The following is a 24988-nucleotide window of genomic DNA, read 5'->3' as shown; positions in this document are numbered from 1 at the left end:
CGTTTTGAATTTTGAGGTGTGGAGACGCGCGGGGCAATGCTGGCATAACAGCGGCATTGACCGATTTAAGGGATTCTGGGCAATAAAAAAGGCCGCTAAAGTGCGGCCTTTTTTATGGGGGTTACATCGAGACTTTGAAGTCTGCTGTGTAGGAGGGGTCGTCGTGATCCAGAAGATTTTCGTTCTCAATCACCTTCAGAACGGAGTACCGAATTTCTGGAACCTGCACTGACTGTTCATGCTCAAGAGGAACCTGGTTCAGAATCACCCCTCGCCCGGTAATTGCCAGCCCATCGCTCAGATCAAAACCAGTCTTGATCTTCGAGTTCAGCGTCTGCTCTGTGGGCTCGATGTTTCCCTGGATGTAGTGATCTGCAAACTCACCGCTGTAGGAGCGAACAGCGACTGGAATGTTCAGCCGGCGACTCAGGGTCAATGCCTGGACAGCAGGGTTGGTGGCAACTTCAGTGTTGCGAAGCATTTGGCCTGACATGCTGGTCAACGAAAGGCGGGTCGTCTCAACCTGGATGGCCGTTTGAACCAATGGCAGGATGTTGCGAATATTCGGCGGTCCTTCCTCAACGCCCTTGGCCACGTTGAAAGCAGCAAGCAGTCGGTCAGGATCGTGACAAAACGAGAGGAGCGCATTTTCTGCCGCACGGCGGGTGATCGGCGTTTTGCCACCGTTGCGAAGCGCCTCAGCCATTTGGTCGGCCATTGCAAAGATCTGTCGATCGGCCTCGATCTCGGTCGCTTTTACTCGTGTGTAATAGCTCGCTCGCGGAAGCTCGCCGGCCGCCGCGTGCTGGTTGCTCTGGATGTAGGTGAGCGTGGCGTTCCCCACTTGGCGTTCGAACGGATCCTCACTCATGTAGAGCAGCGTCAGGCGAGCAGCCATGTAGATGTCCCATGAGCCCGCAACTTCAGCTTGAGCGATTACGGTATTGATCTCATTTTCCAGTGCTTTGCGAAACTCCCCATCAAGTGCGTAGGTGTCTCGCTGAAAGTAACCGGTCACCCCCTGCCTGGTATCGACAGTCAGGTTGATATTGGAGATGCGGCTGATGCCTGCATCATGAAACGTCAGGCTGCCGGGCGCCGTCTGGGCTTGCAGAAGATCGGTGGAGTGATCTGCATTAAAATGGCCGATGGCCAAACCTGCAAGGCCCGCAACCACTGCTGCTTGAATTGCTCGTTTCAGCGAAATTTCGCCGTGCCAGTAACTGACTGCTGAGGTGGCACCCAAGCTTTGCAAAATATTTTTCTGAGGCTTACGCATGTTTGTCTACCTACTCACAAGGTCACTGGCACGAGGATTTCGTAACCGGAACCCTCGTGCTTGATGAGTAAGGGCGTCCCGTCCCGAAGGGATTTGCAGACATCGGTGTGAAGCTGCTGAAGCGAAATCGATTCGCCGCCATATTCGATGGTGAGCTGGTGGTCGCTACTCAGCGCTGCGGTGATCACCTGGTCCTTCTCGGGAGCGGTTTTTACCAGGCCATCCAGGACGAGCATCGCGCAAACGGGTGCCTTGTTGTCATCCAGACACAACTGTGCGGTGTAACTGCTTATGATCATGGAGAGCCTCTTTCCGGGCAATATCGTGTCGATTGAGAGTCATCGAGATGCACCGATTATAGCTGATCCCGGCGCTATTATGTCCATCGCTTGCATTTCGCGATTGCAAGAGAAGCGCGGGGTCTAAGCGTATAGTGAAGTCGATTTTGTTTGGGTGATGCGATAATGTAACTGCATGGATTTCAGGTAACGATTACATGAGACAGTCGACCCGATCGGTCATCATCAAAGCCCTTGAAGCATTCGCGTCTAAGCGAGTGTGGGTTTTCAACATCAAGTCGCTGGCCAGGCTGAGCGGTCTGGCGGAGCACTCCTTGAATGTTTACCTGGGCAGAAACGCAGAGCTGCTGGGTGTGCGGCAGATTTTCCGCGGCTTTTACCTTAACGAGCGGGCGGAAAAGCCTATTCATGCCCTCGTACAACTGTCAGCGATCCTGCGCCCCAACTCACCCTCTTACCTCTCGTTGGAATCGGTTCTCCACGAAGTCGACTGGATCAGCCAAATTCCTAACCGCTTCACCTTCGTAACCACCGGGCGTTCAGCCCTCTATGAGACCCCGTTGGGGATGATTGAGTTCAATCGAGTATCCGGTGATAAATTTTTTGAGGAGCGATATTGCCTCACAAAATTGGACCCAGAGAGACAAATCAGGGTGGCGCCCCCGGAGCTGGCGCTTTCGGACTTGCTCGCGATTGGACGAAATATTGACCTGGTGCGCCCGGTAGACGAGCGCAATTATGACCACCTGATCGAGGAGCACCGCCTTTGAGCGTTCACACTTTGAAGGACCATGTCGCGCAGGCGATGCGTCAGACGGACAATCAACTGGCTCAACCAGTAGTACTCAAGGAAATTCTGCACTACGAGATTTTGAACGCGCTTTCCAATTCAGACCTGGGCGATCGTTTGATCTTCCAGGGCGGGACAGCACTCAGAGCTTGCTACGCCGGTACACGTCTTTCTGAGGATTTGGATTTTGTCTGCGGCTCCGGCTCGCCAGAGCCACTGAATGTCGTGCATCTGACCAGCATTCTGGAAAAGGCGATGAATGCTCGTTACGGGATCGGGTTTGATGCCGTGGCTGGGCCCAATACAGAGCTGGGTGATGGAATAGACGTCAAGCGCTGGACGTTCAAAATCAAGGTGCCCTGGGAAGCTCAGATGCAGCGCATCAATTTTGAGGTCTGCAACGTCCCCTCCATCGATCCCACCCCGGTGGTGATCCGGAGTCCCTATGAGCATCAGCAAGGGCTGCAGGGCATCGTTGTGATCGCCGAGAGTCAGGAGGAGATCTACTCAGACAAGCTCGTCGCCTTAGGTCTTCGAACTCACTTGAAAGCCCGGGATGTGTGGGATGTCCGGTTTTTGTCCGAAAAGGGTATCAAACCGAACTACGAGTGGGTGGCTCAAAAGGTCGCCGATTACGGCCGAACAGACGAGGACTTTCTAGCGGGAGTAGACACGGCGATCCTGCGGATGCAGGCGCCCGATGCCCAGGACAAATTCAGCAGCGAAATGGCGCGTTTTGTTGACAGTCGGATGGCCTCGATGTTTACCAAGAATCCGAACTTTGCTGCAGCCTGGCTACGTCACGCTGTATCGGACCTGAAGCAACTGAAAGAGGTCTATCCCGAGGCGGCGTTGGCGCGCGATGCGTTTCGGGACCAGGGACTCGGTTTTGATGGGCCCTAACCGCCCCGATCGACGCAGCTAACCATGTGAAATGGTAAGGCCCGCACCTGCGGGCCTTTTTCGGCATGCTCGGTGACGACAATTTATACGCCAAGCCAACCCGGCGGGGATGTGACCAGATTTGAAAACCATTGAATGGTGTTCTCAAGTCCTTCAATTTCCAGGTGCCTCAAATATTCGCCGTCCACTGTGATCGTGATACCGCCGTTTACGCGATCAGTCAGTTCCGCTGCCATCACCTTGTTTTGATTGTCGACATCAATGTAGTAGGGCACACAGGCGCCCAATTTGAAGAAGGCAATCTGAGCATTGGCGGCGTGCTGCTGACCGAAGAGGATCGCCCCGCACGCGGCGTACTCCCATAGGTCCTGGTTAGCGCTGGCCCACTCTCCCTTGCACTCTTCAAACTCATCCGCGTAGGCATATGCAGCTTCTCCTGCAGAACTGAACGCAGACGCCTGCCGCAGGCTCTGCTTTGATTGCTCTACCAGCTTAAGGGCTGATTGCTCTGCCAGGATGGCCCTGGCTTCGAGTTGGGCGATGAGCGTGGCGCTGCCGGCCAACTTGGCTTCAAGCAATGCGATCTGCGAATCGTGTTTGCGCTTTGTGATAATCATTGACTAGTCCATCCGCTATCCGCGTTGCCTGTAACCGCTGGGAAACAGCTTTTTGAGTCGATGTGTTCTAACCCAGGCTTTCATCGTTTAAGCCATTTTGGCTAGCGTCCAAGGCGTCAATTCGCTTGTACCACTGGTTATCGAAAGTCAGGCGCATCAGATTCGCCTCGGCCGGAGTGATACGCCCGTCTCGCTGCAGCTCATTGGCAAAAGCATGGCCACCGTCGCGCATTTCCCGTGCGGCCAGGAAGTTATCAGCGGCCAGTAGCCGGTCAAACCAGACATTTGCTGGAGCATCAATTTCGTCCGGCAGTTGGAGCAAGGCAATCTTGCTTTGCTCTGGGGTCAGTGGTACTTGGCGCATGCCATGTTTTCCGTTTCCAGTTATTGCGGCGGCGGAGGTGGGCAATAAGCACTAATTGAGTGAACAGGATCGGCAGCGCGGTCGACCCGAGCTTGTTCCTGAGACTTGTTGTAGCCATAAGAGTAAGCTGCAACCCCAGCCATCATTCCAATGAATATGCCGGCAGCAAACACTGCGATTAACAGAGCTGGAAGCGGGATGGTCACAGATCTGGATGTCAATGTTGTCATTACTCATTCCTTCGTTTATGTGGATACGAGAAGCGCGCTGCACTTCTTACTTAGACGTGTTCATTGTCGGCGCAGCGCACCATTTGCAGGTCCGTTGACCGTCAACAAGGTGGAACCGCCGGGCTTCATCTCTGAACCCGACAGAGTGAGTCACATCGATAGCGCACCGACCTATTTGCTTGTACTGGTCCCAAAAGTTCCCAACTTCTACCAGCGACGGCGCAGCGCCGCCAAGGCACACTCGCGTCGCCCTGGAGCCGTTGCACAGCACTCCCATAAGCAGAACACCTGAAAAGTCGGTATCGCCCCGGTAATCAGCGTATGGCTGACCGAGGAACAGTGTTCCGGCGCCGTAGACCCTAGACAACTTGCCACCGGCATCAAGGCGGTAAACGGTGTCTCCTACTCGACCGTGACTTCGCATCCAGCGATGCAGGTTGGCCGAGAACGCGGGTGAGTTCTTTGGGGCAATCGCGCTCAACAGATCGCCAATCCACGTACCTAGTGCAATGTTACTGCCGGTGCTTATCTCTGCTGTGGTCATGGCAATGTCCTCGACTTCTTTCCTATCAGGATGGATCCGATGACCTGGCGTCATCGGGTGCCGCGGTATCCCAAATAATTCGATGTGGTTCATCCAGTGTCTGGTCAACTCTCCGGCCCTCGGCGGCTGGAGAGGTATCAGGTTCGGGAGGTTCTTCAACAGAGTCGAATGCACCAGGGATGATTGCCACGATCAACCCGGAATCGGTAGTGGTCACGAAGGCCTCCCCGTAGGCAATCTCAGCCGGGATGCTTGTTCGATCGACAATGTTTGTAGGTCCGCCGTCGGCCGTGGAGCGCTCGATGCCCAACCACAATTTAAGCCGCTCGCCACTGATGCTGGTTGTTTTCGTTCGGATGCGCAGGCCTTCATTTTCCACAACCGCATCCATCGCCGTATTTGCGGCCAGGGATGGCTTCACGTCGGTATCAGCAAGGACTTTGGGATGAATGGAGGCCAGTATCTGAAGCAGTTGTTCGGCCTGAGCATGCCCCGCGGGAAGCAGGTACGCAGTGCCACTGGACGCCAGGCTTAATTGAGATAGCGCCGTCGCGATTTGCTCCGGGGCAGCTTGTGCCCGGAGCAGCATCACATGCAGGTAGGGCATATCTTTCGCGGTGAGCGGATCGCCCTGGGCCACCGGTGACAGCAGTCCGAGGAGGGCGCTGGCAATGAGGAGCCTTTTCATCATTCTGCAGCGGCCCGGCCGCCTGCGTATTTTGCAGCGCGCGCATCGGCGCAGGCTGCTAATTCCGCCATGGCCCATTCTGTGATCTTGGGCTCTGCCGATTGGGTGGAGCAATCTTGCATGGCCTTCATCCAGGCAAGTTTGTCGAACTTCTGGTTGCCGGCCCGCTCTGCGAGCTGTTGTTGAAACATCACGTAGATGCGGCCAACCGAGGCGACCGTTTCGTCGCCTGCGGAAAACGGATTTACGGATCCCGTTGCCTTCGTCTCGGTTGGTTCGATGGTCTCGGCCATGGCTTTGCCGGCGAGAATCATCAGTGTTGCGCAGAGGATGAACAGCAGGAGCAGTGTCGCCCAGGGAGCGATTGAGTGAAGTCGTTGAGGCAGTTTTTCATACAGCTGCTCAAGAAACGCGATCAGGGGGTAAGCCGGGAGACCGACCAGAGCATATACGGGACCGAATTTGTAGCCCATGAGCACCGCGGTGATGATTGATATCACAAGGTAGACGTAATTGACGCGAGGGGCGGCTTCAGAGAGCGACATGGCTGATACCTGTATAAATTAATAGTCTCAAAAGAATATCAGCAGTCTTTTTTTTTATCCATATGAACTATAGAGTGGGGCTACATTTCTGTCCCGCGCGGTCCGGGCAAACCTCACCCAAAAGGATCTTCGCAATGTCCTGCGTCGGCACTGCCACCTGTTCGCAATTGACTTTGTTCACCCATGTGATGGAAGCGTATCGGGATGATCCCGATACACCAGTAGCCAATTCCAGGCTTTACGAGATGGTGGCAAAGCGCGCCGGCATCAATGAGGCGACGTTGAACCACCGCATGCCCATTGGTTCCGCCGGCAGCCTGCGAAGCCCCACCAAGCGCGCTATTCGCTGGCAGCAGCAGACACTCAAGAATCTTGGGGTGATCGAGAAAGTCCCCGGAATGCGCGGAGCTTGGCGGCTTACTGAACGCACGAGACAAGGCCTTCACAAGGCTCGGCCAGGGGTGACGCTGCTGGGGTTCAGTACTGATCTCGGGATGGCACTGTGGGGAACGAGTCCTGACGCTCTTGAAGGCCTGGAACAGCCTATCGAACTGCTTTTGACCTCCGCGCCGTACCCGCTTCGAATTCCCCGGGCATACGGTAATCCCACCTGCGCAGAGTATGTCGATTTCATTTGCCGCGTTCTGGAGCCAATCATTCCCTGCATGGCTGAATCGGGCTCATTGGTCCTGAATCTTTCGAACGACGTTTTTTTGGAGCGCTCGCCAGCGCGCTCGACCTATCTGGAACGGGTGACTATCGCCTTGGAAGATCGTCTTGGGCTTTCCCTGATGGATCGCGTCATTTGGCAAAATCCGAGCAAGGCGCCAGGTCCTATTCAGTGGGCCTCCAAGGCGCGTAATCAGCTCAACGTGTGTTGGGAACCTTGTCTCTGGTTCGCCCGCGACCCGCTCAAATGCAAAGCGGATAACCGCCGAGTGTTGGAACCTCACACGGAGCGTCATCTGAAGTTGATGAACCAGGGCGGGGAAAACCGCGAAGCGGTCTACGGCGATGGGGCTTACCGAATTCGCAAAGGGAGTTTCGGCAATCTCACTGCAGGCCGGATCCCGCGCAATATTCTGCAGGCGGGACACGCTTGCTCGATCGGTCGAGAGCATCGGAAGGTCCTGCAGGCCCTTGAACTTCCTACTCACGGTGCCGGTTGGCCATTGGCGATTCCGGAGTTTTTTATTCGGTTTCTTACCGAGCCAGGTGATTTGGTCGTGGACTTGTTCGGAGGTCGAATCATTACGGGATTGGCGGCGGAGCTCAACGAGCGACGCTGGCTATGCGTTGAGATCATGCTGGAATATCTTCGGGGAGGCGCTGAGCTTTTCAGGCCTTTCCAGGGGTTCTGGATGAACCCAGCACTTGCCCGGGCCGGGAGGGAAATTTGAATGCAGGCGCTGTCATTTCAAGGCCCGCTATCGCTGGTGGTGAGCTATGCATTTATTCTGGGGTTGATCATTGGTAGCTTTATCAACGTTGTGGTACATCGCCTGCCGGTGATGCTTTCAAGGCAATGGACCGCCGCCGCCCGAACCGAATTGGGTCTGCCGGCGGCGGCCGAGGTCCCCCGATTGAATCTTTCGGTTCCCAGGTCATGCTGCCCTGCCTGCAACCACCCAATAGCAGTTTGGGAAAATATCCCGGTCCTCAGTTATTTGGCTCTGCGAGGGAAGTGCTCGTCGTGTCGCACTCCGATCAGCATCCGTTACCCACTGGTGGAACTGGTCACCGGCATTTTGTTCGCCGTTGTGGCATGGCGTTTTGGACTCACCGTCCAAACGGCGGGATTACTCGCTCTGACAGGGCTGCTGATGTCGATCAGTCTGATCGATTCGAAACACCAGTTGATCCCTGATTGCCTGGTACAGCCGCTACTTTGGATTGGGCTTGTACTCAACTCCACGGGAGTGTTCGCCACGTTGGACGATGCATTATGGGGCACAGTGATTGGGTATGCCGGATTGTGGTCAATCAGCGCGGTGTTTACGCGGCTCAGCGGCAAGCAGGCGATGGGGCATGGGGACTTCAAATTGCTCGCCGCGCTGGGGGCCTGGTGTGGCTGGCAGCTGGTGCCCGTCATCTTGTACGGCGCCTGCCTGCTTGGCTGTGCGTTCTTCGCCCTCCAAGCGTTGAACCCAGGGAGTAACAGTAACGGCGCGAGCAGGATGATGCCCTTCGGCCCTTGTCTGGCGGTGATGGGCTGGATCTCGCTGATGTGGGGGCATTTCGTCCGTGAGGTTGCTACGACGCTTTTGAATTAGGGCGTCTGTCCTTTCTTGGGCGGATCAAGTGGAGGGCTCCCGAAGCGAGTCGTGCCCTCTGGAACAGGTTCAACCTGGTTCCATGTTGAGCTACCGAACCGGCCCTGACTGGGGATGGCTTGCGGTGGTTTTGGCACTGCTTGCTGGGGACTCTTGAACTGAGGTCTCACCGGAGCGTTTGGCTGATTGAACGTGGGAGCAGGAGTGCTCCGGGGCGCGGACTTCGTTTCTGCATTTGCCTGAGTGCAAAGGATGCCGGCGCTGAGGCTCGCTATCCACAGGAAGAACATCACCTTGTTCATTTCGATCCCCATAGTTGTTGGGCGCTATGGGTCAGTATAGTTGGTGGCAAAAAAAGGCCGCGGGACGTAGGTCCAGCGGCCAATTTATGGTGAGTGTGTATCCGGCCGTGCACGTACCTGGTCTGCTCCGGTGCTTCAGTCGGAACCGCACTTTTCTCCGTTGAACGCTCCGATCGGTAATTGCCATTGCGTGCCGGCGGGAAGAATAACCGGTAACTGGTAGGTTGACTCGGCGGCCTGGCGCAACGCTTCCTGGTCATCAATGATCAAGGCTTGTGCGGTGGCACCGAGATCAATCACGTTGATCCGGCTCCGTGAAATGGTCACCCCAAAACGATCTTCATGGTCAGCGATCTCCCGAGAGCGCTCGGGAAAATATTTGGCGATCGTGGCCCAGACCCGGGGGCTGTTATAGATGCAGGTCATGCAGCTGCTGCGGGACCAGCCAAGACGGTAGGGCACCGGCGGTGCCACTCTATGTCTCTCCAGGATGGCCCAAACGTCTTCCTCTGACCAGTGAAGGATTGGCCGCCATGAATCCACACTTCGACCGAGGCGACCCGTCCGCCGGTCACATGCATGGGGCTCAAACTGGTTATATTTCGCGCGGTTCGAGCTTTCTTCTCGCCGCTCGCCAGTGATGAACAGCGTGCGTTTGTTCTCGAATCGTGATTGGTTGTTGAGGGCGCGCCGGCCGACGTCAATCTTCAGGGCGGCTGAACACCAACGAGTCTGCAGCGAAGGCGACAACTGAGGAAAGCGAAGGCGAGTGCCTGGTTGAGCGCGGCGGCTGTCACGCTCCAGGGTGATAAGGCCATCCGGGGTTTCGACCTTATGTGGACGGCTATAACTTTGCTCCTTTAACATTTCGCCTTCGAAGCCACCGTCGAGCCAGGAGAAATACAGCGGGACATTCAGCGCCTGAGCAAGCTTGCGGTTGTAGTCGCGCATGAACGTCCAATCCATAAGCTGGCTGCCTTCATTCCCATCGACGTCGTGGTGCCAGAACTCCACCCGCGACAGATCAACACCCAACTCAAGCAGGCGGAGGTGACACGCGATTGAGTCCTTGCCGCCGGACGCGCAGACGATGATCGAATCGTAGCTATCCAGGTCAACTTCCGCTGCCGAGAAGTAGCGCTTGCCCGAGTTGGAGTTAAGCCCAGCGAGCCCCCGTAGGTGTGGCAAAACAAAACGGTCATCAATGAGGTGGGCAGACATGTGCGCTTCCTGTTGATTTTTGGGTGTACCGCGTGGACTGATACCGGCGCTTACAGGTATAGCCTTGCCTTCAGTTCCGTGGCCTGGTCGTTGCTGATCACGCGCGCGGCTTGTCCTCATGTGCCAGCTCAGCTGCGGCCTTTGTATGCTGACGGGTTGGGCCGTTGGCCAGCTGCTCGACGATGCGCTCAAGTTCACCGCGGGAACGGAAGTTCATGCCGCCGTACTGCCATGGGAACGCATGTGGAGGGTTACCTACAGATCCGGCTTCGGCATTCCGTTGAGCGTCAGCCACGATTCACCCCCATGCCGCCAATAGCGGATTTCATCATCTGGTAAGTTTTTGGTGCGGATTTGCCCTTGCACCAGTCCAGACCAGCTTCAGCGATGAAGGTGCTCGCAAGGTCGGTCCAAATAGGCGAAAGCGCCTGCCATTCGTTGCCGTGCGTAGCCATTTCGCCCATGCGTGCAGTCCATTCCGGGATCAGGTCCAGCAGCAGAAGGCAGCGATTCAGATCGTCAGGGTCAGAAGGTGCGGACATGCACTCACTCGGGGTGCCCGTCATGTGCGCCCAGATGGCTTTCGATGACATTCCAACCCGGCCGTCGACGATCCAACGTCGGGCACGATCGTCCAGCGACAACGTTTTATCCAGGCCCTGGTCATAGCCCACTGGGCATCCTGCGTCCGCCATGGCTGCGAGACACGCAGCGTCGAGGTTGACTTGCTTCACTTTGCCTTGCAGCAGGTCATTCATGACCGGTGTGATAGCGTCAAGCTGACGCTGGTTGAGGATTACGCCCCCGATTGAAATTCCCATAGATTCACCGCTTCAGAGTGTTAGAGAGGGGCGCCCCATGGCCGGGGCGCACTGGTCAGGCCTTGGCGCGGCGCAGCTGGTCGATGAGTTGCGTCGGCAGGTTACGCAGGGTCAAGGTGCCACCCTCTTCATTGAACTGGATGGTGTTGCCCAGCAGGTGCGCCTCGAAGCTGAGGGATAAGCCATTCGTGCGCCCGGTGAATCGGCAGAATTGGTTCATGGTGCGTTTGTCCGCGGGGATTTCCGGTGATAGACCGTAGTCCTTGTTGCGGATGTGATCGTAAAAGGCTTTCGGACGATCCTCGTCGATAAGCTCCGAGAGTTCTTCAAGGCCCATCGGTTCGCCGAGTTTGGACTGGCTGCTGGCGTAATCCACCAGGGTCTTGGTTTTCTCCCGGGCGGACTCTTCCGGCAGGTCTTCGCTTTCGACGAAGTCACTGAAGGCCTTGAGCAGGGTGCGGGTTTCGCCCGGGCCGTCGACACCTTCCTGGCAGCCGATGAAGTCGCGGAAATACTCCGAAACCTTCTTGCCGTTTTTGCCCTTGATGAACGAGATGTACTGTTTGGACTGCTTGTTGTTCTGCCACTCGGAGAGGTTGATGCGCGCAGCCAGGTGCAACTGGCCAAGGTCCAGATGTCGCGACGGGGTCACGTCCAACTGATCGGTCACCGCCACGCCTTCGCTGTGGTGCAGCAGGGCGATGGCCAGGTAATCGGTCATGCCTTGCTGGTAATGCGCGAACAGTACATGGCCACCGACCGAGAGGTTGGATTCTTCCATCAGCTTTTGCAGATGCTCGACTGCGATGTGACTGAAAGCGGTGAAATCAGTGGTCTGCGCCAGGTATTCCCTTAACCAGCCGCTGAACGGGTGCGCGCCGGATTCTGCATGAAACAGGCCCCAGGCCTTGCCTTGTTTGGCGTTGTAGCTCTCGTTGAGGTCATTCAACAGGTTCTCGGTCGCTTGGCTTTCAGCCAGCTCGCTCGGCGCCGCATGCAGCACCGCTGGTGAGCCGTCTGGTTTCTTGTCGATAAAGTGGACGATTGCGTGACGAAGAGGCATAGAAATTCCTTTGGCGAAAGCCGCTATCAGCGTTTGTGGGGGGAGAGGGAGCGACGAAAGTCAGTCCCGCGTTGTTTCAGGAGTTCATCAAAGTTTCGGTCATTCGGCGAAATGGCGGGGTTCAACTGATTAACCCAAGTGCTGTAGTCAGCACAGGCACCTTGGTTGCTGCAGGGGGATACGAGCATCTCCTGCAAATACTGGCAGTGCAGTTTGTCGTTGTTGTTAGCCCGGATTTCGCCAGAACCGGCCTGGATCTCTCCGCAACGCGCTTGTGCGTACTGCAGTGCCAGGTCCTCGACTTGCGAAGTAGGGTTGTACGCGTTTGCCTGCGCCTCGGCGGACACCGCGTAAAAAAAGAGGATGAGTAGGGGGATTAAGCCTTTCATGAAGTTTTGCTCATCAGTTTGGTCTGGAGATCTGCTTTGTATTTCGGCGAGCCATACACCGGCAGTTCGCCGCGACTGATGCGGCGAATATCCTCAGCGAATTCAGCATGTTTGGTTGCTGAAGCCATGGCCGAAGAATGAAATTCCGGGCTCATGTTGGAAGACTTGATGTGTTCTGCATGGGCGAGAAAGCCGCGGCGCATTTCTTCGAGGTACTGGATAGCCAGTTCGAACGCTTCGTTGCGGGCAGTGGCGATATCGTTCCGGGGCGGAGAGTGCATGACCGCCTTGTCATCCGTTTTTTCTGGTACGCCCGAATCGTTGGGGGTGTTGAACATGCCTTACTCCAGATGATGGGCTGAAAATCGCCCGGGCCATTCTTCCGTTTTTTTCATGCCAGCGCTATGCTTCGAAACTATAGTTGCTTAGTTATCCTATTGCAATTGCGAAAGAAGATTTTAGGAGGGGTATGAACGTGAGCATGAGCTGGTCCTTTAATCAGCCGATCCGGCCGGCGGAGTGGAACGCCTTCTGTTTTGGCGTTTCGTTGCTTCTCACGCATAGCCCATCGATTCCCGTGGGGGACTGCGGCGGGCGACGGATGGAAGCAGAGGAAGCCTTTGACCGGACACTGCCTCCGGGGCTTGGAGATGGGTTTGACGCGCTGCCTGTAGCGATCGAGTTGAACGGCGTTGATAGTGAGCGCGGCCAGTCATTTCGTCTGGACCGACGCTCGAATGGCGGAGCGCTCAGCACGGAAGGGATTTATGGGCACTTGGCGCACAGTATTTTGCTGATTGGCGCTGCAACATTGCACGGGTTCACCTTTCGAGAGAACTTCACGGCGCAGGAGGCGGGTTACGGCATGGCCATGGCCAAGAAAGCCCTCGGCCGCGCATTGCCCGGACTATCGGCGGCTACTTCGGACGAGTTTTTTCGAAGATTTAACGGGAGCGAGGAAGTTGCGGTGATGGAAGCCCGCGCCGGGCAATACAGAGGAGTTCGACAGAAAGTCCAGGACCTGGTCGACTCAGTTAAGGACAAGAGCCCTGCAGGTGAGTTCGAGCTGGTCACGCTGCGCACTGCCGAGGCCGTTCTTCATCGCCTGGAGCTCGGGGTTGATACACACTTTGAGGCAGACTATGCGTTGCACAGCCTTGAAGGTTTTTTCCGCCAGTCGTGCTTCCTGGAGTCAACGGCGGACCAATTCATGGCCCTTGATCACCAGATGGAGAATTGAAAGGGTCATCTGCCTGGTGAGTTATCTGCCGGCGGGCGTCATTGACTACGGACTGATCATGCACCCCGACCGCCAGGTTTGTTTCGCATTGGTAGCCGTTCCACGTTGTCTGCTTTTTCGATGGCCAGCAAATGCTCGATGCGGTCAAACAATGCGAGATTCTTTGCGCGTACCTGGTCACGCTTCGCTCTCGCAGCCTCCAGCATTTCCTGTAACGCTAAAGCTGGATCAGGCGTTCGGGACCGCACGTAATGCAAGCGATCCTCAAGGTCGCGCTTGATCTCGGAGAGGGATGTATTTACCAAATAAAGCAGTGAGTCGCGTCCGTTTTGCCAGCGGTCAAAGTTTCTAACAAAGCGTGCAGTCAAATCGCCTGCATAGTAACCATCCAGAAAGTTGCATTCGAACAGGCCCAGGTGAAGCTCGATGATGACCAGTAACCTTTCCGGTAAATCCACGGCATCTGTGGGTATTCCCGGGAAGCGTCCATTGACTGCTCGGGTGGCCGCGGCGTAATAGGCTTCGCGCTCACGCTCCAGGCGTTTCTCCTCGCGAACCTTGATCTCCTTGGCATGCTCCACGCGAATATTCAACTCGCGAACCAGCTTCGCGGCGCGCTGGATAGTTTCTCGTTCATCTTGATCGAGAAACTGGGCAAGTTTTCCGGTGTTGAGCTTTTCAAGCTGCGTGGCCGTACTGGAAAGCTTGGTCTGTTCTGCCTGTAGCTCTTTGCCGCCGTAAAAGCGCAACGCTTCCAGTACCTGTTCGGGTGTAATGCGCCACGATAGCGGAGGAGGCTGCTTGCTCATGAGGGTATTCCTAGTGGTCACGGCACTGTGTGCAGGGGATTATTCCCTATTCAGTTAGCCCGGTGCAGCCATCACCTTTCCAGAGGCGATCAGCAACGTAGCGAATAGTTTCAAGATCAACCTGCTTCGTTGGGGTTTCGAACAAGTTGGCCACGAATTCATCCTGGGCAATTTCCCGGCAGAAATCTGGGCGTGTAAATCCTGAGTTGAGCAGGTTGGAATACTTTTCTTCGCCAAGTAAACGTTTGGCGGCGTCGTCAAACTGGGCCTTTGTGGCCATCGTTGTCTCCTCGGATCTCACGGACTTGCTCTTACGGGCGGACAAAATAACGTATATGCTTTAGCATACACGAAAGCATTGGCATGGATAGGCGTAGCCGCCAAAATTCCCGTTAGGCCCATTGGAGACACTATGTCGGTACACTCAGCCCGGATCCTTGGATCGTCGCCGCTCTCATCGCCCCCCGCGAGTTTCGTCCATGGCTAAATCAAAAAGCCTGCTCCTCGCCTACGAGGCTACGGGCCAGCAGCGCGAAGTGGTGTTCGCCATTTCAACAAACCAAGCTCGTGAGATGCTCTCTGCGTTGGTCTGTTCGGGCCCGGACGGTTCAGCCGAATGCAAGCGAGCGCCTTGGGCTGATCAATATGCGCAGTCTGGCCGGATTCCTTGGTCGGTCATGGTGGAGCATGGACTCAGCGCGCAGTGCTTCTGCTGCCGAGAGATGATCACAGCCGTCGATAAGTTGGTTGTCAGCGGCAGTGAAGTGTTTTGCACATCTGCCTGCGAGGAAAAATTCACCGGCAATCGGGCCTTGGTGCAGGCTGTCCTGGATGAGGCCGCAGAGATCGCCCAGGTACTGTGGCCAGAGGTGAGCGTGATGAAGGCTGAGATGATCGAAGGGCGTGCGCGTGTGCACTTTACTTTTGGCCGTCCCCCGCGGCATGCATTCTGGTTTGTCGATGAAGACCAGGTAGAGGTTGCCCCAGTCGATCAGGAGAGCTGGATTGATTTCAATGCCCAAATGAGGTTGTCCAGACCGACCTAAAAAGGTTGCCCAGACCACATTGTATTTTTTGGTATGTGTAGTCGCCTGGCTGCGCCAGGCCATGTAACGCGCCGCTACGCGGCCGGAGGGTGATCAAGGCAAAAGCGGGGGTTTACTTCTTCTCAAATTGGTTGCACGCCCAGAATCATGAGGTTAGGCGATGGTCGGCTCGGAAGATCGCCTGCAATCTGTGATCTCCCGGCCGGTGCTGCAGATCAATCTACGGTCTGGGGCTGAGGGGTTGGTGCGGGAGCCTGAGCGGTTTCCTTCGCCAGGGTGTGGGTGATCTCCGATGCGCTTCGGTTGCCGAGTTTCTCTTCCAGGGTATCTTTCACCGACTGCAGGGTGAGAATCCGGGCTGCTTCCACAGCGTGCTCGACTTTCTGGCCGGCTGCGGTTAGCAGCAATATCGTGTCGCACACCGTGTTGATACCGGCTTCGCAGTGTTCAATTACGCCATCTTTCATCATGTTTAAGGCCTCATTGGTCAGCCCTTTCAGCGGGATGCTGCAGGGCTAAGTGGAGGATAATCCTTGTGTCGTGTTGTGCTCAACGCTAAACACCCGCGGTTCTTTGCGCCGTCCTAGTCCTGCGTGTGTTCGGGGCGGGATCAGCGGCCCAGTTGTTGAGCGATCTCGATATGTTTGGCAACCTGGTCGCCCAGCAGCACGAATCCGATGGCGTACATGTGAAGCATAATCGGTAGGAGCAAGCCCTTCGAACGAACTCTGGCGACTCCAAATATAATGCCCACCAGAAATAGGGAAATGTAAGTTAGTTGGTACTCATACTTGTGCACCAGAGAAAACAATGCGGCGGTGATCAGTATCGCGAGTGCTGGTGTGACTTTTCCCTTGAATACCGGAACACTCGTCAGAATGAAGTGCCGGTACAGTAATTCTTCAACAATGGGGGGAAGCAATAAGACGGTGAACAGCAGAATGGCAATCTGAGAATTGGTTTTGAAGGCGTATAACAAAACCATGCTCGGCTCTCGGGGATTGCCCAGCAGGTGCGCCGTTAGATACACCGCGACATAAAGGATGGTCACCGCCGAAAGACCGTAAACAAGGTCCTTCCAACAGAAATTGCCAACAAGAGTTAACTCGCGAAATAGGACTTTCTTTTGGATGAAGAACATCATTCCTAGAAACACAAGGGCGGGTGCGTACACAATAGGGATGCTGTATGCGTAATAAAGCATCGCGCCTGCTAGCACGGAAACATGATCAGCGATATATCGATAGCCAAAATAGGCCAGCGGAGCTAGTAGTAGGCACAGAATACTCCAATGCTCGGCGAAGCGATTGGACTTGAGATTCTGATTGGTTGTTGGGTTGAAGTACTCGGGTGAATTCAATTGAGTTTGCCTTTCTGGATAATGGTTTCCGATACAAGCCCTACTGATCGGCCTAGCCGGAAAAATCATGATATGAGTGCGATGAAATAGTAAAAAACAAAGCCTCAAAACCGGGTTACCTATAACTGTTCTGGGGATGGACTCTGCAATGCGGGGGCTGTGGCAGTTGTATGGCGATAGTTCATGCACCACTCATAGGCCTCATGCGGTTCCCCCATCGATCCGGTAATCCGCCGTCGCATCATCATCGTCCCTGCCTCCCTCCAGGTTATCTCGATCGCGCCGGCTTTGATGGCGAGCTGCCTTTTGCTCAGTGCAATGTCGTAGTGACTCGCGTGCCTGGGTGGGGCCTGGTGCCAGCGGCGAGCGACGCCGATCGCGGCGGCCATTGCATGAAGCTCTTCGTCAGTCGTGGCCACCATGTGGCACATCACCATCCGCCCAAAGGGCGCTCGCATGTCGTCGACGTACACCGCCATCGCTGGTCACCAAAATAATTATTTGATAGTGTCGATAATATAGCATCGACTATCTAAAATTATGATTTCGTGATGGCAGTCGCGTACGAACACAGTCCTTCTCTTCGATGACACGGACTTGGTCGTGGTGAGTGGCCTGGTCACTTCTGAGGGCGATCAAGAAATGATGGATGTATCGGGCGGTCTTACCCCGCAGTTCGAGTCGAGCTTCAACGGTGTTGCCACGCAGCCGGAAGATAAGATCGCAGCGGTGGCCCGAACCTGGGCAGACCACTTCAAGGTGAAAGGGCCTGCGAGGGAACGCTTCATACTTCGGTACGTGACGCGCTGCCGCGAATGGCGATTCTGGTGTATCTCGGCCGAGATCAAAGGGGTGGTGCACGCGGCGTGTCGGTTTGAGGACGTTGTGTACCTGTTCGATGGCAAGCGGATCCACTCCCGAAAATTGATCCCGAAAAAGGTTAGGCGCAACCGAATGAAGTACGGCGAGGCCTTCATTGATTTGCCTATGTCGAATCCCGATGAGTTCGGGCCTGAGAGGATCATCAGAAAAATCAAGAAGGCATGCGAGGAGGTCATTGAGCCCGTCAACTCATTTGACAGTCTGACGACCTACAGCAAGGCCTTCGGCGAGCTGGCTTATCGAGCAATGTACGGAGACGTGTGCGTAGGGATCAATGAGGGGCCGACACGGGACATGCGTTATGCGCGACCGCGCAGGGCGTACTACATGAGGATGAGTGCAGGCGTATTGAAACGCTTCTGCAGCTTTCTCAACCCAGATGCTCTGCGCGCAATTCGTGGAATAGGATGCCCAACGGCGACCGTGTACAACTGGATCACCGCCGGTGACGTGGAACGGAGAATCCAGGCAATCCGGGCGTATCCGGTCATCCTCCCGATCGTGGTGCTCAGCAGCCACAATAATGAGTTCCGACACGGGATAAGTGAGATCGCTGAGGGGAGAGCCTTTGCTGAATCGGTGGGGGTGGGTGTGGATGAGGGTAAGAGCATCGCCCCTCAGCTGGCATTGTTTTATGAGCGCTCTGAGTCGTTCATCAAATCAGCCGGCCGCATGTCTCCTCGGCATGTAGGTTCCGCTCTCACGCATATCGGAAGTAACGGTTGGATTAATCCGCTGCAGGTGGTGCTTCGCGGGTTTGAACTGGGTAATCGCCGACCAAGCGGGAAGTCTGAGTGGTCAGCCTGGCGCGAGTTATTCTGGCGTCTGCCAACTGATCTTGGGTGGATGTTCGGTCGGGAGCAGATTGTCCCGTTTCTTGCGGGATTGCCCGCTTGGTCGGCAAGTGAGTGGACAGAGATTTGCGGGCGAACCGCCGATCTCCGTGACTTGGAATTGCATAAGTTGCGCTTTGATAGCGCCCCGGCTTCCAAGTGGACCCTCAAGCGTCTGCTGAATGTCAGTGCGGAGTGGCACGAGGTTCAGGCGCGGTTGAGTCTGGAGCTGTCAAAGGACGACGAAGCAAATCCGGACGAAGGCGATCGACCTTGGATTTCGATGCTGCCTGGTGCGCTTCTGCATGAGCCCACGGGTATCGAAATAGTGGAGCTTTTGTTGCCTGATGAGCTGGGGCTTGAGGGCAAAGCCATGTCGCATTGCGTCAGTGGTTACAGCGGGAATTGCTACAGCGGACACAGCCGAATAGTGTCGTTCAGGAAAAACGGTGCCTCCCTGGCTACCGCTGAATTCGGGCTGACCAAGTGGTTAAAAAAGCCAACCATTCACCATCTGTATCTTCGTCAATTGAAGGGCTACAGGAATGCGTCTATCCCAGCCTCCAGTGAAGTCGGTCGTGCGCATGCCTGGCTCAAAAAGCAGATTGCCTCGCGGAAAGTCGTAATCAACGTGGAGTGGCCAAAAGTGCCCTACACCAGCAGACCGACTCGTATGCGTTTGAGGGAACAGCTCATAAGCACCAGGATGATTGAGTGGCTGGCTGTGAAAATGGGGGCCGAGGTGGGTGATGACTGGGACTGACAATACTCTCGAAGTTAGAAGGTGCAAGAGCATGACCTCTGACCAGGTTCTTTGGGCGAAAGGGCAACATTGGTACGAGGGTTCAGGCCAAGATTCGCAAGGTCATTATGTGATCGGCCGTGACAGCTTTGGCAGTAGACCGGCCCTCTTGTTTTACGAGGTCGACAAGCTGCGGGAATGGGCTTCATATCAAATAAATCGTGACCTTATTCGAGTACCAGGGGAATCACAGATGTTCGACAAAGATGACCAAATGATTGGCTGGTTTGATACAGAGATTCAGGCAGAGGCCAATGGCGTCCCAGAAGGCCTTCTCAACGAATTCATGTTCAAGGTTGAAGGTCCGCTGGCGATTACCGAACGGCTTTATTCCGCCACAGGCGGCGTCAAGGCCGTGGTCATAAAACACTTTGGCGAACAGGGGGTAAAGTACAGCGCCGGCGTACCGCTGGAGTACCTTCGCGGCTTCGCCATGGACTTTGGACTGACGTTCATTTGGCGCCCACGCGACGGAAGAGCGCTGGAGGCGAATAATGGGCGATACTTCTCTGCAGAGCATGACCCTATTGCGAGAGCAAGCTGAGGTGATGCGGCCACTCGCGGGCAATGGTTGTTCGTTGATCCCTGATCCTGGCCAGTGGCAATTGCACTGCGGCATTCAGAAGCTGACGCAGACCGAGAGCGATCCTTACGGCTGTGGTGTTGCGTGTTTGGCCATGGTCAGTGGAATGAGCTTTGCTGAGGCGCGTGCTCAATTCATCAATATTGGACTGGGCATACGGCGATCGCACAGGGCGGCTTTCTCCACGTCGTCCCGGGAGATGCACATGGCCATCGCCAGTGTGGGACTGCTTTCTGACGCGAAGCGTTGGAATGGTTGGGACCAGTTTCACGGGCTGGGCGTGCTCAAGGTGCGTGACGACTGGCGCGGCGCGTTCAACAAGTGGCATTGGGTCGTTGCGTTCAGGCATCCGACACTCGACCTGGCGATCTTTGATCCTCACATGGCATTCCCAGCCTTCAAGCACTTGTTGCTCGAAGACACTTATTTGCCGTTCTCGATGTACGAGCCCAAAGGGGAGTGGTTCCAGGTCGAGCAACGCATACCGCTATTATGTAGCTCGGCGCGGTAGAGGGTAAATCCCCTTTATGATTAGGAGAATGCAAACCATGACGATTCCACCGATTACTGACGTCGAAGAATACCGGGCCGTGCTTGAGGCCTGTGTGAAGGCCGAAACAGAAGGCAATCACACGCTAGCCCGACCGCTTCGTGTGCTGGTTGACGCATCCCCGTTCGATGGCTGCTGGTGTAACGGCCGGGCACCGCGGCGCCTTGAACCGGCGTGTGAGGTTTGTGGCGGCGATGGTTTTGTACCGGCAGCAAGACCTGCGGCCCGATCTACCCAACCGTCTCCACAAGGAACGCCTGTATGACCGTCATCGACGAAAAAGCCCAGCGCCTGGCCGACTGGCACGAACTGCTGGCGGGCACGATTCTTGGTGGGAATCTCGACGCCTGGCACAAGGAACTGCGACGTGGTGTCGACATGATGAAAACCGAAGGTCTGATCGATGCCGGCGAGGCGCGGGAACTGCGCGAGCTGGCCGACGCTGCGCACAGCCACCAAATCGAAGTCCTGCAAGAACGCTGAAGTCTAGGCTCTATACGTTGCATCTACACTGATGATGACAGCAGATGGGAGCCGGGCATGGCCAAGCGGAAACTATCGGGCACTGATCCAATGCCCGAACAGATCACCCCTAAATTGGTTGCGCTGGCCAGCGCTCCCCCTGCCGGCGAATGGCTATACGAAATAAAATTCGACGGTTACCGTTTCACCGCACGGATACGAGACCAAGTCACCTTGTTCACTCGCAATGGCCACGACTGGACAAAGCGGCTGCGCCGCATTGCCGCAGAACTGAGCCAGCTTGAACTGGACACGGCCTGGCTGGACGGTGAAGTAGTGGCCCAGGACGAAGACGGCCGCCCGATATTTCATCCATTGCAAGGTGCGTTCAGCTCCGGGAAGACTGATGACTTGGTGTTCTTTGTGTTCGACCTGATGTATCACAACGGGCGCGACCTGCGCGACGCACCTGTCGAGCGGCGCCGCTCACTGCTGCAGCAGCTGATCGGGCGCGTTCCCTTGGAGCATGTGCGCTTTTCCGAAGCCTTCGATGTGGATCCCCGCGACCTTCTGGCTAATGTTTGCGCGATGGGCATGGAGGGGGTGGTCGGCAAGCGTGCAGGCAGTGCCTACAACCCTGAAAGGGATGGCTCCTGGATCAAGCTCAAATGTGCGAACCGTCAGGAGTTCGTCATCGTGGGCTTCACCCGTGCCGCTGGGGGCATAGGATCACTGTTGCTCGCATTACACGATGAGGATGATGTTCTTCTGTATGCCGGCCGGGTGCAGTCCGGACTGGGCAGCCGCAAGTTGGCCGGTCTGCGCGTACGCCTGGTCGAGCTGCAGCGCGACACCTGTCCGCTGACCCGGGTGCCAGTGATCCGCAAGGGCTTGAGCGTGGTGTGGTTGGAGCCACGGTTACTGTGCGAGGTCAAATTCGCAGAAATCACCCCCTCCGGAAAAGTGCGACACGCTGTGTTCCTCGGCCTACGGGACGACAAGCTCGCTGTCGGCATTCAGCACGAAGGTTGAAACGGTTCAGGCGATGTCCTGCCGCGCTGCCTCGATCTGTCGCCAGAGATTCTCCTCGATTAAAGATCATGGGTACGACAGATCGACAACTGCCGGCTCGCGTGCCAGGGCAGTGGCATCGGCGATCATTGCGCACGTTACCGTGCGGCCATCACCGTCCAGCATGGTCGCCTTGACGGGGACGCAGTAACCCTTCTGCCTTACAGCCTCAATAAATTCGGGCTCACCGCAATAGTGAAGACCACCCAAGCTGTTAACGCTGAAACTCCCGCCTTGCTGCCAACTGTTGGTCTCTATCTCCCAGGTCAGTTCGGCGATCCGAGCATCGTTCAGCCCTGCAGCAGGCTGCGGGAGATTAAGGCTGTCGAGCCCAACCGTGATTAGAAAGGGATCTTCGCCCTGGGCAGTGGCGAGCACTTGATCAAGACGGACCTGGTGAGCGTCGATAACTTCAGCCGGTACTTCCTGGCCTAGCGCTAACGCCCTGACTGTTTCGCCGAAATGCCACTGTAGGAAGTCTTCAGTAAGGAAGTCATCGGGATATTTCGACCAGCTGCCCGCAAAGTCTCGATGCGTGGCTGGGATGATACGGACCAGACCGGCGTCGCTGAGCGATTTCATGGTGTCGCTATGAAAGCCGATCGAGGTGTGGCCAACGTTGCCCATGTAAGGTGACTGACAAAAATCGTTGATTCGAATCGACTGTGCTCCCTGGGCGAAAGCGGCCCGGAACCTGTCGATCATGTGGTACTGCTTTTCTGTGAGATCTGGATCTCGGCCTTCCCTGAAGTCGATATCGTCCTGTTGTGGTGGTCTGGGGATCATCACCAGGCGCCCGAGAGGGAATGTCGCCGCCGGAATCGGCACTTTGATCTTTGAACCGTCCGGCTGAGCTTTGTACGCGTCTTTCACACGAAAATTTTCGTTGCTGTAGCCGGCCCCGGTGTAACCCAGGCTGTGCAAATGTGCCTTGATATCGCCGTAGGTGATGTCTTTCCCGGTTGAGCTCCAGCTTTCTGCTCGGCCAAGGGCGTCACTGCGGTGAATCACCGCGCGCGCGCCAAGCTGCTCAGCGATACCCCAGAGAAAACTGCTGGTATCGGGAATGATGGATTCGGCCAGCCGATATTCATCGATGCTAAACAGCATCTCGCCGTGCCATGTTGGAATGTAAATCTGAGCCGTCAACGGATCTTCGGCGGTCCAAAAAACCTCATCGTAGCCGCCACCTTGTGGCTCTGGAGTACGCCAAGGTTCGCAACTCCCGTGGAACAAAGCGATCTCGCTGAACTGAACAGGTGTGAGTAACCAAGGTTGTTCGAAACTCATGATGGGTCCTTAATCATTGGCAAAAAAAGAGGCCAATCAAGGCCCCTCGTGATCCAACTGAGGATCTTCACTTTGGAAATCCTGTTCATTGCCAAGTCTTTCCCCTTTTCTTTTGTGCCACTCAATTGAGCTTCGTAGAAAAGCGGTCTGGTCTTTCATGTTGTTAGATGTGTCCCTGTCGGGCACCAAGCTCAGCGGATCTTCGATGTCGTCAGGGAGGTCGTCAGGCATGTTAAAAAGCACGAGTCCATCCTGAGTGGTACGCACTTCTCCTGCGGCGAACAGCATCGAAAATATGTTGGTCCGCACGCCTTGCGGGTCGGTGTATTCAATCTCCAGATTGTCCATGTCATACGGCAGGACGAGTCGGGCGACATACCCATGGCGCTCGGCTTCGGCCTTTAATGCCAGCCATGTGTCCATGATCGAGTGCTGGCCAGCATTAAGGGCCTTATCCTGTTCCAGCAATGCCACCACTTCCGGGGCAAACTCAGGCTCCTGTTGGTGTTCTACGCCTTCATTGACGTGTTCTAAAGGGTCCTTGCGCACGATGCTTCCTCCACTTGATGCTTGGGTTTGACGCGCGGTGCTGCCACCGCGCGATCCAACCTGATTAGCGGCCAGGGCCGTCGTTTTGATCCCAGGACGGAGGGATATAGGCATCCTCCTTCGGCCGGTTCCAGTCGGCTGGAATTGGCGAGGAGAGCTGCGCGGAGCGCTCGGGAAGATTGAACTGTTTGCCTGCCTGTTCGACGGCCACTCGATCATCGATCGATTTGTGATGCATCTCCTGCGCCTTGGTGACGTCTCGCGACACGACGTCAAGCAATCGTTTCGCCTCGGCATTGTGGGGGTCGTTGCGCACATCTGTTTCGAGCAGGCGCATCACGTTGGTTTTTTCGCGTAGCTGGGTTTCGGTGTGGGTGAATTCCGACAAAGATTGTCGATCGCGTTTAGCCCAGGCTGTGTATGCAGGGTCAACCGCAGGCATGGTCACGGTTGATCCCGCAGTGATCAATCCGGTCAAGGGCGTGCCCGCTGCAGGCACTGGCATCGGCGCCGTGGCAGGTTGAATTAGCGAGGCGAGAGGTGTGCCCTGGGCTTTCTGCTCCGGCGTTGAACCCAGGCCCTGCAGCACTGACGTCACCTTGGTCAGAAGTGCGACGGCGCCGGCCAGCGCCGGGCCTACCACTTTGCTGAACATTCCGCCGGAGGTTGAGCTTGAGGAGAGCAGGGAACGCAACAGTCCCGATTTCGTTTCGCCGAGGAGTTTGTCCTGGACCATTGCGATGCCTTTGTCCTTGAACATGTCGACCAGGGCGCCGACGGTAGATGCCTTGTCGGGGGAGTCTTTGCTGAGCGACTTGGCGCCGCTGCTCACCACACCCTGCAGGGTGCTACTGCCGTGAAACAGGTCGGTCACCTTTTTGAAAAGCGCCCGGGCACCGCCTTGAAGAACTGTTTTAGAAACCGACATTTCAGGCCTCCGGCTGCGTGTGTTTTTCGACGAGTTCGCAGAACTCGTCGATGGTAACGACGGCGGCAACGACGTCCGCATTTCCGATTGTGGTCTGCTCGGCTTCCACACCCTTCAGTACCGTGGTGTAGCCGGCAATGTGAGTCAAAAGTTCGGCCTTTGACTCGTCGGGTTCAGGACTGAGTTGAAGAGCCTGGGCGCAGCGCTCAAGGCGCTGCAAGCGATTGCTGGTTTCGATAAGCATGACGTGCTCCA

Annotated in this window: 32 protein-coding genes; 12 read left to right on the top strand and 20 right to left on the bottom strand. The window is 55.9% G+C overall.

The window, feature by feature from the left end:
* Positions 1–121 precede the first annotated feature (121 nt).
* Positions 122–1279, bottom strand: coding sequence for a hypothetical protein (locus AC1ROI_RS25945; RefSeq protein WP_102594780.1), 1158 nt, complete (start codon positions 1277–1279; stop codon positions 122–124).
* Between the two features lie 14 nt (positions 1280–1293).
* Positions 1294–1578, bottom strand: coding sequence for a hypothetical protein (locus tag AC1ROI_RS25940; RefSeq protein ID WP_102594779.1), 285 nt, complete (start codon positions 1576–1578; stop codon positions 1294–1296).
* 197 nt (positions 1579–1775) lie between these two features.
* Here AC1ROI_RS25940 and AC1ROI_RS25935 point away from each other — a divergent pair, with 197 nt between their 5' ends.
* The gene (locus AC1ROI_RS25935) at positions 1776–2348 is read left to right on the top strand and encodes a hypothetical protein (RefSeq protein WP_102594778.1); all 573 of its coding nucleotides are present in this window, start codon (positions 1776–1778) and stop codon (positions 2346–2348) included.
* Positions 2345–3271, top strand: a complete 927-nt coding sequence (locus tag AC1ROI_RS25930; RefSeq protein ID WP_102594777.1) for a nucleotidyl transferase AbiEii/AbiGii toxin family protein — start codon at positions 2345–2347, stop codon at positions 3269–3271. The genes AC1ROI_RS25935 and AC1ROI_RS25930 overlap by 4 nt, the downstream gene beginning before the upstream one ends.
* 83 nt (positions 3272–3354) lie before the next feature.
* On the opposite strand, the gene AC1ROI_RS25925 is transcribed toward AC1ROI_RS25930, so the two are convergent.
* Both AC1ROI_RS25925 and AC1ROI_RS25920 read right to left on the bottom strand, forming a co-directional pair.
* Positions 3355–3888, bottom strand: coding sequence for a hypothetical protein (locus AC1ROI_RS25925; RefSeq protein WP_102594776.1), 534 nt, complete (start codon positions 3886–3888; stop codon positions 3355–3357).
* Between the two features lie 67 nt (positions 3889–3955).
* Positions 3956–4252, bottom strand: coding sequence for a hypothetical protein (locus AC1ROI_RS25920; RefSeq protein ID WP_102594775.1), 297 nt, complete (start codon positions 4250–4252; stop codon positions 3956–3958).
* A 198-nt stretch (positions 4253–4450) separates the two neighbouring features.
* Between AC1ROI_RS25920 and AC1ROI_RS25915 the strand changes: the two genes are divergently transcribed.
* Entirely contained in the window at positions 4451–4774 is a 324-nt protein-coding gene (locus tag AC1ROI_RS25915) for a hypothetical protein (RefSeq protein WP_146012983.1), read from the top strand.
* A 277-nt stretch (positions 4775–5051) separates the two neighbouring features.
* Here the strand turns inward: AC1ROI_RS25915 and AC1ROI_RS25910 are convergent, their stop codons facing one another.
* Entirely contained in the window at positions 5052–5717 is a 666-nt protein-coding gene (locus tag AC1ROI_RS25910; protein ID WP_102594773.1) for a hypothetical protein, read from the bottom strand.
* Positions 5714–6259 carry a hypothetical protein gene (locus tag AC1ROI_RS25905; protein WP_102594772.1) on the bottom strand — a complete coding sequence of 182 codons (546 nt, stop codon included), beginning with the start codon at positions 6257–6259 and terminating at the stop codon, positions 5714–5716. Before AC1ROI_RS25905 ends, AC1ROI_RS25910 begins: the two co-directional genes overlap by 4 nt.
* A 134-nt stretch (positions 6260–6393) precedes the next feature.
* Between AC1ROI_RS25905 and AC1ROI_RS25900 the strand changes: the two genes are divergently transcribed.
* Together AC1ROI_RS25900 and AC1ROI_RS25895 are read left to right on the top strand one after the other, a co-directional pair.
* On the top strand, positions 6394–7659 hold the full coding sequence (locus tag AC1ROI_RS25900; protein WP_102594771.1) for a DNA methyltransferase: 1266 nt from the start codon (positions 6394–6396) through the stop codon (positions 7657–7659).
* Positions 7660–8532, top strand: coding sequence for a prepilin peptidase (locus AC1ROI_RS25895; protein ID WP_102594770.1), 873 nt, complete (start codon positions 7660–7662; stop codon positions 8530–8532).
* 437 nt (positions 8533–8969) lie between these two features.
* On the opposite strand, the gene AC1ROI_RS25890 is transcribed toward AC1ROI_RS25895, so the two are convergent.
* The 5 genes from AC1ROI_RS25890 to AC1ROI_RS25870 all read right to left on the bottom strand — a co-directional run bounded on the left by AC1ROI_RS25890 (position 8970) and on the right by AC1ROI_RS25870 (position 12666).
* The gene (locus tag AC1ROI_RS25890; RefSeq protein WP_102594769.1) at positions 8970–10055 is read right to left on the bottom strand and encodes a phosphoadenosine phosphosulfate reductase domain-containing protein; all 1086 of its coding nucleotides are present in this window, start codon (positions 10053–10055) and stop codon (positions 8970–8972) included.
* Between the two features lie 287 nt (positions 10056–10342).
* Entirely contained in the window at positions 10343–10876 is a 534-nt protein-coding gene (locus AC1ROI_RS25885; RefSeq protein WP_102616863.1) for a hypothetical protein, read from the bottom strand.
* A gap of 55 nt (positions 10877–10931) precedes the next feature.
* Positions 10932–11939 carry a nucleoid-associated protein YejK gene (yejK, locus tag AC1ROI_RS25880; protein ID WP_102594767.1) on the bottom strand — a complete coding sequence of 336 codons (1008 nt, stop codon included), beginning with the start codon at positions 11937–11939 and terminating at the stop codon, positions 10932–10934.
* A 26-nt stretch (positions 11940–11965) separates the two neighbouring features.
* Positions 11966–12328 carry a hypothetical protein gene (locus AC1ROI_RS25875; RefSeq protein ID WP_102594766.1) on the bottom strand — a complete coding sequence of 121 codons (363 nt, stop codon included), beginning with the start codon at positions 12326–12328 and terminating at the stop codon, positions 11966–11968.
* Positions 12325–12666 carry a hypothetical protein gene (locus tag AC1ROI_RS25870; RefSeq protein WP_102594765.1) on the bottom strand — a complete coding sequence of 114 codons (342 nt, stop codon included), beginning with the start codon at positions 12664–12666 and terminating at the stop codon, positions 12325–12327. Before AC1ROI_RS25870 ends, AC1ROI_RS25875 begins: the two co-directional genes overlap by 4 nt.
* A 131-nt stretch (positions 12667–12797) precedes the next feature.
* Here AC1ROI_RS25870 and AC1ROI_RS25865 point away from each other — a divergent pair, with 131 nt between their 5' ends.
* Complete coding sequence (locus tag AC1ROI_RS25865) at positions 12798–13568, top strand: hypothetical protein (protein WP_102594764.1); 771 nt, start codon at positions 12798–12800, stop codon at positions 13566–13568.
* A 56-nt stretch (positions 13569–13624) separates the two neighbouring features.
* Here the strand turns inward: AC1ROI_RS25865 and AC1ROI_RS25860 are convergent, their stop codons facing one another.
* Both AC1ROI_RS25860 and AC1ROI_RS25855 read right to left on the bottom strand, forming a co-directional pair.
* Positions 13625–14377: a hypothetical protein gene (locus tag AC1ROI_RS25860; RefSeq protein ID WP_102594763.1), complete on the bottom strand. Its 753-nt coding sequence runs from the start codon at positions 14375–14377 to the stop codon at positions 13625–13627.
* 46 nt (positions 14378–14423) lie between these two features.
* Positions 14424–14657 carry a hypothetical protein gene (locus AC1ROI_RS25855; RefSeq protein ID WP_102594762.1) on the bottom strand — a complete coding sequence of 78 codons (234 nt, stop codon included), beginning with the start codon at positions 14655–14657 and terminating at the stop codon, positions 14424–14426.
* Positions 14658–14856: 199 nt separating this feature from the next.
* On the opposite strand from AC1ROI_RS25855, the gene AC1ROI_RS25850 reads away from it, so the two are divergent.
* Positions 14857–15423, top strand: a complete 567-nt coding sequence (locus AC1ROI_RS25850) for a hypothetical protein (protein WP_102594761.1) — start codon at positions 14857–14859, stop codon at positions 15421–15423.
* 215 nt (positions 15424–15638) lie between these two features.
* Here AC1ROI_RS25850 and AC1ROI_RS25845 read toward each other — a convergent pair whose 3' ends face one another.
* The 3 genes from AC1ROI_RS25845 to AC1ROI_RS25835 form a co-directional block, all read right to left on the bottom strand.
* On the bottom strand, positions 15639–15893 hold the full coding sequence (locus tag AC1ROI_RS25845) for a hypothetical protein (RefSeq protein WP_102594760.1): 255 nt from the start codon (positions 15891–15893) through the stop codon (positions 15639–15641).
* A gap of 140 nt (positions 15894–16033) precedes the next feature.
* Complete coding sequence (locus AC1ROI_RS25840; RefSeq protein WP_158243830.1) at positions 16034–16783, bottom strand: CPBP family intramembrane glutamic endopeptidase; 750 nt, start codon at positions 16781–16783, stop codon at positions 16034–16036.
* Between the two features lie 119 nt (positions 16784–16902).
* Positions 16903–17262, bottom strand: a complete 360-nt coding sequence (locus AC1ROI_RS25835; protein ID WP_102594758.1) for a DUF4031 domain-containing protein — start codon at positions 17260–17262, stop codon at positions 16903–16905.
* Positions 17263–17389: 127 nt separating this feature from the next.
* On the opposite strand from AC1ROI_RS25835, the gene AC1ROI_RS25830 reads away from it, so the two are divergent.
* The 5 genes from AC1ROI_RS25830 to ligD all read left to right on the top strand — a co-directional run bounded on the left by AC1ROI_RS25830 (position 17390) and on the right by ligD (position 21927).
* The gene (locus tag AC1ROI_RS25830; protein ID WP_146012982.1) at positions 17390–19261 is read left to right on the top strand and encodes a PcfJ domain-containing protein; all 1872 of its coding nucleotides are present in this window, start codon (positions 17390–17392) and stop codon (positions 19259–19261) included.
* A gap of 31 nt (positions 19262–19292) precedes the next feature.
* Positions 19293–19844 (top strand): hypothetical protein, encoded by a 552-nt coding sequence (locus AC1ROI_RS25825; protein WP_102616862.1) that lies wholly within the window; start codon positions 19293–19295, stop codon positions 19842–19844.
* Entirely contained in the window at positions 19795–20394 is a 600-nt protein-coding gene (locus tag AC1ROI_RS25820; protein ID WP_256580226.1) for a hypothetical protein, read from the top strand. The genes AC1ROI_RS25825 and AC1ROI_RS25820 overlap by 50 nt, the downstream gene beginning before the upstream one ends.
* A 300-nt stretch (positions 20395–20694) precedes the next feature.
* Positions 20695–20916, top strand: coding sequence for a hypothetical protein (locus AC1ROI_RS25815; protein ID WP_102594755.1), 222 nt, complete (start codon positions 20695–20697; stop codon positions 20914–20916).
* 57 nt (positions 20917–20973) lie between these two features.
* Positions 20974–21927 (top strand): non-homologous end-joining DNA ligase, encoded by a 954-nt coding sequence (gene ligD, locus AC1ROI_RS25810; RefSeq protein WP_102594754.1) that lies wholly within the window; start codon positions 20974–20976, stop codon positions 21925–21927.
* Positions 21928–21993: 66 nt separating this feature from the next.
* Here ligD and AC1ROI_RS25805 read toward each other — a convergent pair whose 3' ends face one another.
* From AC1ROI_RS25805 to AC1ROI_RS25790, 4 genes are all read right to left on the bottom strand, one after another.
* Complete coding sequence (locus AC1ROI_RS25805) at positions 21994–23256, bottom strand: hypothetical protein (RefSeq protein ID WP_102594753.1); 1263 nt, start codon at positions 23254–23256, stop codon at positions 21994–21996.
* A 36-nt stretch (positions 23257–23292) separates the two neighbouring features.
* Positions 23293–23805 carry a hypothetical protein gene (locus AC1ROI_RS25800; RefSeq protein WP_102594752.1) on the bottom strand — a complete coding sequence of 171 codons (513 nt, stop codon included), beginning with the start codon at positions 23803–23805 and terminating at the stop codon, positions 23293–23295.
* 64 nt (positions 23806–23869) lie between these two features.
* Entirely contained in the window at positions 23870–24733 is an 864-nt protein-coding gene (locus AC1ROI_RS25795) for a hypothetical protein (RefSeq protein WP_102594751.1), read from the bottom strand.
* Between the two features lies 1 nt (position 24734).
* The gene (locus AC1ROI_RS25790) at positions 24735–24977 is read right to left on the bottom strand and encodes a hypothetical protein (protein WP_102594750.1); all 243 of its coding nucleotides are present in this window, start codon (positions 24975–24977) and stop codon (positions 24735–24737) included.
* Positions 24978–24988: the final 11 nt, after the last annotated feature.

Source organism: Pseudomonas sp. GW823-FHT02C02 (genome assembly GCF_058797635.1).
The sequence above is the reverse complement of the archived record's forward strand: the minus strand, read 5'-3'. Positions and strand labels throughout refer to the sequence as shown.